We start from the raw sequence: 13,483 nt of genomic DNA, 5'->3' as shown, positions 1-13,483 counted from the left end.
CACTGTCAAGTAGAATGTATGAGGGGAGATTATTACTCGTTATGCCTACAATGCGCTATGTCATCCTGCAGCAGGAACAACAATTGCAGTTTGTGGAAATGCCGGCAGATTACGCCTATCAACTCAGTGCGCTCAACTTGCGCCTACACAAGGAAATTGATAAACTCACGGCAGCAGATGTCCCTGTCCTGCCTTGGGCGATCGCCGAATGTGACAGCCTCGATCTCCTAAACGAAAATCTTACTATCATCGGCGGCCTTGATTATATCAATGCGCTTGAAGAATCTTTTGCAGCACTACGTGAAAGCCATTATCCCTTGATTTCTCTGCTTACCGAAATCCGGGCTCTTCAGGCCCAATTGGAACAATGGTATGAAGAAGAGATGGAAGCTCTCTAATTCACAGCAGTTATCATTTTATAATGATGAGAACGAAAAGCACATCTCCCTGAATTGGGATTTGTGCTTTTTTTGAGTCAACGAGACATTGATTTGCCGGAGGCCTCCACTTATCCCGCACAGTCCAGGCTATTGCCACATATGCTAACGTACAGATGAATTATGCAAGAGGAGGAGATACCCTTGCCTCAATGGCTTTGCAATCAACTGATGCGTGCATTTCACAAAAAGGATAGCCGGCAAATCAAGTTGCTGAACGAATGCTGGTTCTTTTATCGTAACAAACCAGCAAATGGCACACCACGCAGCGCGGAGAACGAACTTTAAGAGGTTGTTCATAAAAGTCTGCATTGGATTACGAAGGAAGGCTTTTTGAACACGTACTTTAAGAAAATGCACATATTGCCCACCGTACTTACTAGAGGAATTAGAACGGATAACGGGACTATTACTGTCGACAACAAACAGCCTTCCTGGTTAGGGAAGGCTGTTCTCCAATCCTACTATTTAAGAAGACTGTTGCGCAGAAGCAGGCTTCTTCATCGTCAGGCCGACACGGCCTTTTTTGGTATCCACATTCATAACCCAGACCGTTACATTATCCCCGACAGATACAACATCCATCGGATGTTTAACATACCCGTTGCTGAGCTGTGAAATATGGACAAGCCCATCACTCTTGATCCCAATATCAACAAAAGCACCGAAATCAATAACGTTCCGAACCGTACCTTGCAGCTCCATGCCTTCCACCAGATCCTCAATTTTTAATACATCTGTACGGAAGATTGGCAACGGCATTTCTTCACGCGGGTCACGCCCCGGACGCTGCAAGCTGTCCAGAATGTCACGCAATGTAGGCACACCTACGTCCAGTTTCACAGCCAATTGTTCTGGCTGTTGCTCTGACAGTAATACCGACAGTTCCTTGCTGCCCAGCTTGTCCAGTGCAACCTGAAGCTCCTTGAACAGCTGATCCACTACCTTGTAAGACTCAGGGTGAATCGGTGTACGGTCCAGCGGGTTCTCGCCCTCACCAATACGCATGAAGCCTACGCACTGTTCATAGGTTTTGGCACCCAGACGTGGCACCTTCTGAAGCTGACGGCGGTTCGTAAACCGGCCATTCTCTTCACGGTATTTCACGATGTTTTTGGCAATCGTAGCGTTAACTCCGGCAACATATGACAGCAATGAAGGTGATGCCGTATTTACGTCCACACCCACATGGTTAACTGCGGATTCGACAACAGCCTTCAGGCTTTCTTCCAGAACCTTCTGGGAAACGTCATGCTGATATTGACCCACACCAATGGCTTTTGGATCAATCTTAACCAACTCCGCCAGCGGGTCTTGTACCCGGCGAGCAATGGAAGCTGCACTGCGCTCCGCAACATCCAGATCCGGGAACTCTTCCTGGGCCAGCTTGGATGCAGAATACACACTCGCCCCTGCTTCGTTAACAATCAGATACACAAGACTTTCATCACCGTTCTCCTGAATGATCTCGGCAACAAACTGCTCCGTCTCACGTGATCCGGTACCATTACCAATGACGATCAGTCCGATATCATATTGCTTGATCATCCGATGGAATACTTCCGCAGCTTCACGTTTCTTGTTGTGTGGTGGCGTTGGATAGGTCACAGCCACTTCCAGCAATTTGCCCGTATCATCTACGACAGCCAGTTTACAGCCCGTACGATAAGCCGGATCTACACCGAGGACACGTTTGCCATGAATTGGCGGTTGAAGCAACAGATTACGCAGATTGGCCGAGAATACCGAGATGGCCTGATTTTCACCTTTTTCAGTCAGTTCTCCACGAACTTCACGCTCGATGGAAGGCGCAATAAGCCGCTTGTATGCATCTTCAATCACATCACGCAGGATATCCTGCACGGCAGAAGCACCTCGAATGATCTGTCCTTCCATATGACGATGGGCCGGTTCTGCCTGTACGTCCAGGCCAACTTTCAGAATATTCTCACGTTCCCCGCGATTAATCGCGAGAATACGGTGTGGAGGCATCTTTTTGGCTAATTCGCGGTAATCATAATAATTCTCGTACACGGACTCCTCTTGAGCATCCTTCGCTTCCGAAGTCAGCATCCCGTGATCGAGTGTGTACCGACGAATCCAGGCACGAATGGCAGCATCATCTGCGATATTCTCCGCGAGAATGTCTTTGGCTCCCTGAAGCGCCGACTCCGCATCTTCTACACCCAGTTCAGCATTGATATATTTCGCAGCTTCCTGGAGTGCATCTCCTTGTTTCGGTTGACCCCAGATCCATACAGCAAGGGGTTCAAGACCTTTTTCTTTTGCCACGCTGGCACGCGTTTTCCGCTTCTGACGGTAAGGTCGATACAGATCTTCCACTTCCTGCAGCTTCACTGCTTGCGTAATGGATTGCTTCAGTTCTCCGGTCAGTTTGCCCTGTTCCTCTATAATACGGATGACTTCCAATTTGCGATCCTCAAGATTGCGCAGATAAACAATGCGTTCTTCAATCGATCGCAGCTGGTTCTCATCCAGCTCTCCAGTCATTTCTTTACGGTAGCGGGCGATAAATGGAATCGTATTGCCTTCGTCCAGAAGCTCCGACGTTGTACGGACCTGCTTCAAGGACAGTGACAGTTCCTTGGCTACCTGTTTGATGATTCGTTCATGGCGTTCTGCCTTTATTGTTTCTTCATTGGGTTCCAGAACCGTTTCCTGTTCAGACAAAATAAATCCCTCTTTCCTTCCTGAATCGTTCGTTACAATCATTTCAGGGCAGCTTTGCTGCTGTAATTACAGTATAGTTGAACCATTTGTTTCTTCCACTCTACCCTATATTATCACAGAATCACGTCCAGATTTCCATCAATCCGCAAGCATACAAGTTCTGACAGAATGATGTCATCCTCCAGCCTTCCCCATTACGTCAAAAAAAGACCGAAAATCGTCATCAGGACGCTCCTCGGTCTTTCCTTTTTTTAAAACTCTAAATAAAATAGCAATCTAATAAGTGAAACTGCTCATTTACACGATAACGGAGAGGACAGAAAAACCTGAAAAAGCGAAGCTAAAAGCTTTCTGTAAGAAAGCTACTTCGAAAGCATACACTCGCCTAAAAGCTTTCTGAAAGAAAGCTACATCGGAAGCATACGCTATCCCCGGATTTTCCCTTTGAGAAAAGGGAAAATCCGGGGATAACAGCGATTGGAAGGTTGTTCTGTCATCGTAGTATCCGTGTAAATAAAATGTAGTTCACTTATCTAGACGCGCTCGAACCGGAACATCTCGCTCAGATAGTCTCCTGATGTGCTGCCTACCGAAATACCGCCATACATGAGAGCATCGCCGGTAAAGGTCTCTGATCCGCCTTTCAGACGGTAATCCGCATTCGGGTCCAATCCTTTCAGCTTCAGGCGCTGAAGTGGCGCATTAGGCTCTGAGAGCACACGGAAGTAGAATACAACAGCTTCGCTTCCGTCTGGTGCAATAAACATCCAAGCTGTCTCATTGCCTTCAAACGGGCTGAGCAAGCGACGGAATGTTCCATATTGAACCGTTCCACGGATCTCCTTGTACAGCTCAACCTGGGCTTTCACGATGTCATTCTCTTCCTCCGTGAATTTTGTCAGGTCCAGCTCATACCCGAAGTTGCCCGACATCGCCACATGCCCCCGAATCTCTAGAGAAGTGATCCGGTTGACCTGATGATTCGGTACCGCTGAGATATGCGACCCCATCGAACTTACCGGGTACACAAGACTCGTACCGTATTGAATCCGCAGGCGGGAGATCGCATCGGTGTTATCACTTGTCCACGTCTGTGGCATGTAATACAGCATACCTGGATCGAAGCGGCCACCACCACCGGAACAACTCTCGAACAGAATGTTCGGGAACGCCGAAGTGATTCGTTCCATGACGTCATACAACCCCAACATGTAACGATGCGCGGTCTCACGCTGTCTGTCTGCCGGAAGCAACGCTGAACCCACTTCCGTCATATTCCGGTTCATGTCCCATTTCACATAAGTGATTGGTGCAGAACCAAGTACGTCTGTTAACATGCGTACAATCTCATCACGTACATCCTGACGAGAGAAGTCGAGTACCAGTTGTTGACGTCCCTCTGTCCGGCGACGATCAGGCACATGCAGACACCAGTCCGGGTGCGCACGGTACAGCTCACTGTCCGGTGAGATCATCTCAGGCTCAAACCACAGTCCGAACTGCATGTCCAGACCTGTTACCCGGTTAGCCAGATCATCCAGTCCCTGGGGCAATTTGTTTTTATCTACAATCCAGTCACCCAGCGAGGAGTTGTCACTGTCCCGGTGTCCAAACCAGCCATCATCCAAGACAAACAGTTCAATACCCAGCTTCTGTCCAGCGCGAGCAATCTGTTCAATCTTGTCCGCATCAAAACCAAAGTAAGTCGCTTCCCAGTTATTGACCAATACCGGACGCTCCGCATTACGGAATTTGCCACGTGCGAGACGCTCCCGATACAATTCGTGGTAGGACTGTGACATGCCGTCCAACCCTGCAGCCGAATACACCATAACGGTCTCCGGTGTTTGGAAAGCTTCCTGTGGCTCCAGCTTCCAGCTGAACTCGAACGGGTTGATCCCAAGCGATACACGGGTGGTGTGGAACTGATCCACTTCAGCCTGTGCGGTGAAGCTGCCGCTGTAGACGAGACTGAATCCGTAGACTTCACCCTGATCTTCGTCCGTACCTGGTGTCATCAGCGCAATAAATGGATTTTGCTGGTGACTGCTTGAACCGCGACGACTCTCGATGCCTTGCAGGCCTGACGCAAGCGGTCTGCGCACGATATCACGTTCCCGTGTCCAAGCTCCTGACAATTGCAACAATTCATAATCCGCATGCGGGAAATCAACAGAAGAACTGAGCGCACGCACCACATTCACAGCGGTAGCGCTCTCATTCACGATACGCATGGAGCGTGTAATCGCATTAAATGCCGTAAAGGCTGTATAAGAAAGTTCGATCTTGATGCCTGCAACGCGGTCTTCCAGTTCAATAACCAGCGTCTCTGCCTCGTCATCGGATTCAACGTATGTTGCTGGCAGTCCGGTAAGCGCTGTCTTTCCTTTGACCAATCGATGACCTGTATACGTAAACTCCGAAACCGTTGAGCCATTCTCAAGTTCCAATTGGATTGCAGGGTTACGGAAATCACTCGTGCCATACACTGGCAATTCCACTGGCAACGTATCGAAGGAGATCGTACGATCCTCTGGCACCGGGTTAGGGCTAAAGGACGCTCGTTCTGTCCGTACATGCAACCAGCTCAGATCGGTGTCGCGTAATTTTTTGCCATAATACAAATGCACCAAATATCCTGAAGGCAGTACCTGAAATACGTAACTGGCCTCACGGGTCTGTAAATGAAATTGAAGTTTCTCCTGATTGATGTAAATGCTCATATGTCTCCTCCACCTCTATATATAGGTCTTTCGGGTAAACGGTTTCTCAGGTTTCATTATAGCGAAAAGATCGCCAATGTTCTACGCTTTCATCAAGCTTTAATCAAAAGAGCGCATAACAGCCCGAAGGATGTCATACGCTCTTTTGGTTACAGTCTGAATTCAGTGTGTTCCCTTACAGGAACATCCATTGCCAACGGACGGCAGTGCAGCGTACAAGACGCTGGTTACTGCCTTAAAAATCGATTAAACCAAGACTGATCTGTAAGGCTTCGTTGACCAATTTCATGGTCTCCTCGTCCAGATGGGTAATCTTGTCAGTCAGCCTCTGTTTATCAATCGTCCGTATTTGTTCGAGCAAAATAACCGAGTCCCGGTCAAAGCCGTGTGCCGCCGCATCAATTTCCACATGCGTTGGCAGCTTTGCCTTCTGGATTTGGGCGGTGATAGCCGCCACAATACAAGTTGGACTGAACCGGTTGCCGATATCATTCTGGATCACCAGAACCGGCCTGACTCCACCTTGCTCGGAACCGACAACGGGAGAAAGATCCGCAAAAAAAACGTCACCACGTTTTACGATCAATGTCTACACCCCGCTAACTAAGCGGTCCAGAGTGCTGTCCGCATCTTCCTCCGCATGAAAGGCTTCGGATGCCATGGTCAGATTAATTTTTGCCATCTCCATGTACCCTCGCTGCATCGTTTCACGGATGTAACGTTTCTTACGCTCCGTTAAATACAGCTTCATAGCCTGCCTAATCAATTCGCTGCGGTTGGAATTCTCCAGCGCTACGATGCCATCCACTTCCTGCAAAAGATAATCAGGTAAACTGATCATGATCCGCTTGGTGTTCTGCAAGTTGGCCACCTTTCTTCCACCCCCACAAACCTTTCGCCATTGTGAACCAGTATTACGTTTTTCCAGAACTTTTATACAAAGGAATATATATGCCCCGAGTATATCAAGTATGCTGTACTCCATTATAAACACGGGGAACAATATTCGTACAGACCAAACATCTCAATTCAGGAATTAAATCCTTACTGTCATACAACATTCGAGATGCTCCGACAGTTTTCCTTCTGTTCTGAAAAAAAGTTTATTGGTAATGACGTCCAGTTAGCTGTCAGGATGTCAAAAGTGGATTGATTCTGGCGACTACTGCTCCCCCGCGGGTATATACCCGTGGAATGCGGTGCGCCATCATGCAGATCACTTCATAAGCAATCGTACCGAGCTGGGATGCCACCTCGTCTGCGGTTATAACGCCACCAGACTGATGACCGATGAGGACAACCTCTTCGCCGACTTGAATTTCTTCCGCCTCTTCCGCGAAAGATTGTAACGACACCATACACTGATCCATGCAGATTGTACCGACGACAGGGACGCGGCGGCCGCGTACAAGCACTTGTGCTTTACCTGTCAGCATTCTGGAGAATCCGTCTGCATATCCGAGCGGCAGTGTCGCTATTCGTTCGTACCCTTGCGTAAAATAACGGGTTCCGTAACTGATCCCCCAATGGGGTGGCAGTGTTTTGACCAGAACCGCTTTTGTCTTCAGCGTCAATACCGGGGACAGCTTCACCACCTGATGATTCACTTCAGCCGAAGGATACAGTCCGTACAGGCTTATTCCCACACGTACCATGTCATAGGACAATTCCGGTGTATCAATGGCAGCGGCGCTGTTCGCCGTATGTATAATCGGGATGGAACATCCCTGATCCCTGAGCGCATGAACCACGCTTTGGAACCGTCTATACTGCTCCAGTGTATAGGTTTTGTCTTCTTCATCTGCTCTGGCAAAATGGGTAAACATGCCTTCCAGCATCACCTGATTGAGCGAAGCTACTTCCTCAATGAAAGCCAATGCCTCATCGCCAGGCAACAGACCTAATCGGCCCATGCCGCTGTCGATTTTAATATGAACCTTCAGTTTGTTAGCGAATGTGCTCGCATCCAGATGTCGAATGGCTCCAAGCACTTCCCTGCTGAACAGTGTGACGGTCACATCATGTTGCCATGCAACAGCGATCCCTTCAGGCGGCGTATAACCCAGTACCAGGATTGGAATCGTAATCCCATGTTGTCGCAGTTCCAGAGCTTCGTCAAGAAAAGCCACACTTAAGTAATCCACACCCACTCGTTCCAGTTCCCTAGCCGTCTCCACCGCTCCGTGTCCATAGGCATTGGCCTTCACACAGGCGAGGAATTTCATGCCCTGAGGCAATGCCTCGCGGAAAGCTTCTACGTTAGTACACAAATGATCCAAATTGATCTCCGCTTGGGTCGGCCGATATTGTCCTTGCACGTTAAGTCACCTTCTCTAATCATCTTAATCCGGCTCACGTCAGACTCCATCGTAATGCTCCAGCATGTGACTGTCAAATGAACCGAAGTTTCGCATTCAAAAACAGATGTAAGGTGCGCCGTTTGAGGAACAAATGCGAACACAGAAGAAGACCAATAAGCGAGATTGGCAGGGCAAAATTCCACTTTCCCACCCCAGCAAAATCTGCTTATATCGATTATTTACCCGGTTCCCTCTGCGTAGAAGCGCATTTTGCATTATTGGGTGTATCGAGTAAGAAAAACGGCGCCAGATGAATACCTGTCTTACATCAAAGCAAAGCACCGGAGAACGGGTCTCCGATGCTTCTTAGCATTCCTTATGTTTATGCTACTATTCGTTCATTTGTTCAAAAATCATTTGCCTGACTCTTCCTGCATCGATGTTGCAATGCGTACCATTTCGTTCTGAGGCAGGTCGGCACTGGTGATCCGATATTCTATGCCATCAGTCATCCATGTCAGTGTCTGCAACGCATCTCCGCTGATCATCCCCAGTGTGAATCCAAGATCCACTACACTGGATGGAGCAAGCGATACAGCTCGATCCTGCGGTCTGGCTTCGAAGATCGTGTAATTATAGGTTCCTTCATAACGAAGCATAACCGAGTAGTCTCCTGCCTCTTCCAGAATCTGATCATCCTTAAGCTGCACGCCTTCCGGCGCATAAGTCGGCTGAATTACGCCAAAGCTGTCTGGACCTTCCGGTTCTGCAATTGTTGGCTCTTCGCCTTCCTGACCTGTCGCAGCTCCTTCTGCCCCTTGCTGCTCTGCGTCACTACCTACACCTGTCTGTCCATCAGTGACAGCTCCATCAGGTTCAGGCGCAGTCTGAGGATTGGCAGGTTCTTTACCGCCCTCATTGCCCGCTTGCTCCACAGGATTCACACCAGAGTCCGTTCCTGTTTTACCGCCTTCTTCTGAAGCTGCTGTCATGTTACGTTGCATGTCAAAAGCATCTTTCTCAAATTCAGTTCCGAATTTGAAGGAGTCAAATTTCACATCGACCACAACATTGGCATTGGAGTCGGATACCTCAACCTGTTTAGGTGCGTAATCCGATTTGTTCAGCCAGATCTTCTGTCTGACGAGTGCATGTGTATTATAATTGGCAGCTACATCAAATACATAGCTCTCCTTCTCATCCGCAAACTGACGGGTTGTATCTCCCGTAATGCTCCGAATCAAAGTTTCATAGAGATACACCTGACCTTGATTATCCGGCCAATTGCTCTGAAAACGGAAGCTTTTGTTCTGGCTCGGTGTCAAAACAAACACGCCTTCATCGTTACGCAGGACAATCTGTGTTACATCCTTTTTGGCATTCGTTAACGCAATACGATAATAGGAAGGCTTCTGATGCCATACCTCGACCTTGTACTGCTGCGGCGCATCTCCGGTATGCAGCGTCATCACGCCTGCCCCCTGGTAACTTTCCATCTCTCCTACGACTTCGTTCAGATCTTTGACCACAGCTGCCGCATCCTTCTTCCCACAGGCAGCAAGTAAGGCCGATAAGACCAATACCATGGCAAGCATCCATGATATTCGGCGCATGACATCATCCCCTTTAGCACATGTTTTCACTTCAGGATTGTGCTTGCAGCAGAACCCCTACTTGATTAGTACATGTTATGAGGGACTTGTTCGATATATGCGGACTAGTTTGACAAGCAATCGGTGAAGTCTGTTAATACGGCATTGCTACGCAAAATCAGTCTCGGGGAGGATGTTAACTTTATCCAGAAAAGGCATAGTGAATTGTAGGAGATTATTCGTTTTATTGAATATTGGGAGGGAAAAGCATGACGACAACAAAGCTTAGCACATCTCTGGAAAGACTGGATGAATTCATCGACGAGCAGCTTCAATTTTGGAATGGTGTCGGCACAGCGGTGGCTGTGGTCCATAAGGATGAAGTCGTCTGGCAAAAAGGCTACGGTTATCGTGACCTGGAGTCCAAACTTGAAGTTACCCCTAATACGTTGTTTGCCATCGGTTCAAGTACCAAAGCCTTTACCGCAGCAACCGCTGCTCTGCTTGTGGATCAGGGAATACTCGACTGGGATACCCCTGTGAAGTCGTATATGAAAGATTTTCAGATGTTCGATCCGATCGCAACAGAACGTATAACTATTCGCGACATGCTGTGTCATCGTTCGGGTCTTCCACGACATGAGTTGGTATGGTACAACTCCCCACGTACAAGAGAAGAACTTGTGCGTGCATTACAGTATCTGGAGCCAAATCAAGATTTCCGAAACAAATGGCAGTATCAGAACCTGATGTACATGACGGCAGGTTATCTGGTTGGACAGCTCAATGAAACTTCGTGGGAGCAGATGGTTCAGATGACCCTATTTAATCCGCTGGGTATGAACTCAAGTCTGTTCTCTGTTGAAAAAATGCAACTTCAGCCTGACTATGCGTACCCTTATATGGAGAAGGATGGTCAGAATACGAGAATACCTTTTCGAGCCATTGATGCCGTAGGACCTGCTGGTTCCATTAACAGCAATCTAGCCGATATGATTGCATGGCTTCAATTCCAGTTGCATCAAGGTCAATGGGAAGGAACGTCCTTGATATCTAAGGAACAGATGAAGATTATGCATAGTCCTCAGATGCCCAGTGATTCGCCGTTCATAAGCCAAGAACTGCCTGTGAGTACATATGGTCTGGGTTGGATGATTGAGCCTTATCGTGGACATGCCATGATTCATCATGGTGGGGCTATTGATGGCTTTGCATCACAAGTTGCTTTTTTGCCAGAAGAGCAGATTGGAATCGTGGTTCTGAGCAATACCAACGGAAGTATAATTCCGTATACGGTTGCTTTTCATATCATGGACCGACTGCTTGGACTTGAGCCCGTCAATTGGAGTTCCAAATTGAGCAAATTAATGGGGAAAGAACCAGCAGAAACGGAGGCTAATCCGGAGAATCCTCTGGAAGTACCTATTCAGCCAGACTCTGCCGTTGAGGAAAAAGTTGAAGAACCTCACATTACACCTTGTGATCGTCCTTACACCGCTTATGCGGGTATTTACACACATCCTGGTTATGGCGAGATGTCTATTCAGGAGACAACGGACGGGTTGCAAGCAATCTTTAATGCCATTGAAATGCCCATGGAATACACCGGGAAAGATACGTTCTCCGTCGAATTTGTGTTATTCGGTCTGAAGATCACGTATACGTTTACCCTCAATGAATCTTCAGAAGTTGCTCAATCCATCTCCATTCCTTTGTTGCTTGAGCCAGGTACAAAACCTATTGAATTCATCAGGGTTTCGTAAACGATCAGAACTGGTGAACACCTGATTCATTCCGTTGTGGTATCCATACCTACCACAACGGAATATACACCGGATAACTCACATCCTCTTCTTCGGCACCAGGTCTTCTCTTCACCCACAATCTACGCAGATCAGGCAGACCATACCCCGCAAGATGATAATCTCGCAACGAATCATGATGGGCGTGTTCTTCCTTGAAGCTGTATGTGGGCAGAAGCAATGCCTCCTGAATCAGTCGATCTTCTAACCGAATCAATCTATTCAACCGCTCCGCTGGTTCCTGGATCATCACCACTCGTCCACATTCCTGTTCCAGTTCATGTCTCCAGTAATCATTCATCGCAATCAGGAATAACGTGTTCTGGAAGGTGTACATCGTCACGAGACTCAGCACGACATGATCATTGAAGATTTCTCCTGTATAGATCAGATCACAATCCCCGAACCCATCTTGATAGACTGCATGGATCGGATCTCCCTGCATAATGTTGATATGTAGGCCAATCTGTTTACTTCTCTCTGCAAACCAGACCATATCTGCCTCCATCTTCTCGCCTTCTTCCACCCACAGACTTAAACTCTGCCCTTGATAAGAGCTATGACGCAAGAATGCTGAGGCCCGCGCCAGTGAGGTCTCCACGGAAAGTTCAGATACAGGTGTGACCGAACCATCCAGTTGTTCCGATTGCTGTTTCCATGGCTCCCCTTGATCTGAACCCACCTTTAAAGGTTGCTGTACTCGTCCTCGAATCAGACTATAAGCAGCCTGCGTGTTCGTGCTTCCGAGCGCTTGCGACAACTCCTGCGCATTCAATAGTTGTTGAACAGCCCGGCGAAAATTCACATCATGCTGTGGCCCTTCCTTTTGCATATTAAACGTCATATACATGCCACCCTGCATCTCATGCTGCACGGCACGAGGCTCCGCATCCGGAAATATATTATGCTTGATGACGGACTCCACCCTCCCAGAGTGGGGAAGTTGCCATACTTCAACGCGGTCAATATAGGCTCGGCCTCGGAAGTAGGAAGGGAATACTTCCAACACAAGCAGCTTGGAATCATGACGTGTCAACCGATAAGGTCCTGTTCCAATCGGATGGAGCGGATTCATCTCCACATCTCTCGGCAAGATCGATGCAGACATACTGCTCATCAGATCCGGGAACATGAAGTTAGGCTTGTTTAACACAAAACGTACAGTCAATTCGTCCAACGTCTCTATGCGCTCAATAGATCCAAACAGAGGCCTGCACGGGTTACTATTGTCAGAGATAACGCGATCAAAGGTAAACTTCACGTCCTCTGCATCCAATATCCTGCCATGATGAAAGGGTATACCTTTGTGCAGATAAAAAGTCCATTCCCTCCCCTCCGAATGACTCTCCCATGCCACAGCAAGACTCGGTTCACAGACCTGGTGTTCAGCATTATAGCGAACCAAACAATCAAAAACCTCCGCAACAATAAAAACTTCTCCCCACATGGCCGTCTGCGTGGGATCCAATGTCTTAAAAGGGATATTCCGTGGAATCCGCAATGTATCCACTCGCCCTCTGTCTCCTTCATTCGAACGCAGACCGAATTGATGCTGCATTTGCTGCATCAGATGTTCTCGCATCGTAACTGGCAAGGTGGCGGCCAGTTCATAGGCGTCCTCCATCCTGTTCCCATCCAGGAGATGGTCAAATCGTTCACGCGCCACTTCAAGCAACGGGACACAAAATACCAGCATCGATTTTTTGCCTCTGCCGCGCTGCGGGTTCCACCTGACCCATCCGTTCTCCTTGAATTTGTTCATAATGAGGTTCATATTGCGCATGGTACAACATAATAGATCGGCGAGTTCACCTACCGTTGTATGCAATTCTTGTTCATCATGTACATATGGAAAGTTTAATCGCAGTTGAATGTAATGTTCTGATACGTCCATATATGCCCTACCTTCTGCTAAAATACGAAATCCATCCGGATGCT

10 protein-coding genes are annotated in these 13,483 nt (G+C 48.0%); 3 read left to right on the top strand and 7 right to left on the bottom strand.

The window, feature by feature from the left end; genetic code table 11:
• The first annotated feature begins 41 nt into the window (after positions 1–41).
• A complete protein-coding gene (locus ACETMN_RS07165; RefSeq protein ID WP_017690032.1) occupies positions 42–398 on the top strand; it encodes a hypothetical protein in 357 nt (118 codons plus the stop codon).
• A gap of 183 nt (positions 399–581) precedes the next feature.
• A complete protein-coding gene (gene cmpA / locus ACETMN_RS07160; RefSeq protein ID WP_017690033.1) occupies positions 582–725 on the top strand; it encodes a cortex morphogenetic protein CmpA in 144 nt (47 codons plus the stop codon).
• 180 nt (positions 726–905) lie between these two features.
• Here cmpA and ACETMN_RS07155 read toward each other — a convergent pair whose 3' ends face one another.
• The 6 genes from ACETMN_RS07155 to ACETMN_RS07130 form a co-directional block, all read right to left on the bottom strand.
• On the bottom strand, positions 906–3,128 hold the full coding sequence (locus ACETMN_RS07155) for a Tex family protein (protein WP_411735942.1): 2,223 nt from the start codon (positions 3,126–3,128) through the stop codon (positions 906–908).
• A 533-nt stretch (positions 3,129–3,661) separates the two neighbouring features.
• Entirely contained in the window at positions 3,662–5,851 is a 2,190-nt protein-coding gene (locus ACETMN_RS07150; RefSeq protein WP_192133136.1) for an alpha-galactosidase, read from the bottom strand.
• Between the two features lie 235 nt (positions 5,852–6,086).
• Positions 6,087–6,437, bottom strand: a complete 351-nt coding sequence (locus tag ACETMN_RS07145) for a type II toxin-antitoxin system PemK/MazF family toxin (protein ID WP_024630714.1) — start codon at positions 6,435–6,437, stop codon at positions 6,087–6,089.
• 3 nt (positions 6,438–6,440) lie between these two features.
• On the bottom strand, positions 6,441–6,722 hold the full coding sequence (locus ACETMN_RS07140) for a CopG family ribbon-helix-helix protein (protein ID WP_017690037.1): 282 nt from the start codon (positions 6,720–6,722) through the stop codon (positions 6,441–6,443).
• Positions 6,723–6,981: 259 nt separating this feature from the next.
• On the bottom strand, positions 6,982–8,169 hold the full coding sequence (gene alr, locus ACETMN_RS07135; protein ID WP_411735941.1) for an alanine racemase: 1,188 nt from the start codon (positions 8,167–8,169) through the stop codon (positions 6,982–6,984).
• A 395-nt stretch (positions 8,170–8,564) separates the two neighbouring features.
• Positions 8,565–9,764, bottom strand: a complete 1,200-nt coding sequence (locus ACETMN_RS07130; protein WP_411735940.1) for a DUF4367 domain-containing protein — start codon at positions 9,762–9,764, stop codon at positions 8,565–8,567.
• A gap of 248 nt (positions 9,765–10,012) precedes the next feature.
• On the opposite strand from ACETMN_RS07130, the gene ACETMN_RS07125 reads away from it, so the two are divergent.
• Entirely contained in the window at positions 10,013–11,506 is a 1,494-nt protein-coding gene (locus tag ACETMN_RS07125; RefSeq protein ID WP_411735939.1) for a serine hydrolase, read from the top strand.
• Positions 11,507–11,555: 49 nt separating this feature from the next.
• Here ACETMN_RS07125 and ACETMN_RS07120 read toward each other — a convergent pair whose 3' ends face one another.
• Positions 11,556–13,439 (bottom strand): ABC transporter substrate-binding protein, encoded by a 1,884-nt coding sequence (locus ACETMN_RS07120; protein WP_222215975.1) that lies wholly within the window; start codon positions 13,437–13,439, stop codon positions 11,556–11,558.
• Positions 13,440–13,483: the final 44 nt, after the last annotated feature.

Source organism: Paenibacillus sp. M2 (assembly GCF_046713495.1).
Taxonomy (GTDB): Bacteria; Bacillota; Bacilli; order Paenibacillales; family Paenibacillaceae; genus Paenibacillus; species Paenibacillus amylolyticus_B.
The sequence above is the reverse complement of the archived record's forward strand: the minus strand, read 5'-3'. Positions and strand labels throughout refer to the sequence as shown.

Coding starts and splice junctions, on each gene's coding strand:
- ACETMN_RS07125 (WP_411735939.1), top strand. CDS start 10,013: ATGACGACAACAAAGCTTAGCACATCTCTGGAAAGACTGGATGAATTC.
- ACETMN_RS07150 (WP_192133136.1), bottom strand. CDS start 5,851: ATGAGCATTTACATCAATCAGGAGAAACTTCAATTTCATTTACAGACC.
- ACETMN_RS07165 (WP_017690032.1), top strand. CDS start 42: ATGCCTACAATGCGCTATGTCATCCTGCAGCAGGAACAACAATTGCAG.
- ACETMN_RS07130 (WP_411735940.1), bottom strand. CDS start 9,764: ATGCGCCGAATATCATGGATGCTTGCCATGGTATTGGTCTTATCGGCC.
- ACETMN_RS07120 (WP_222215975.1), bottom strand. CDS start 13,439: ATGGACGTATCAGAACATTACATTCAACTGCGATTAAACTTTCCATAT.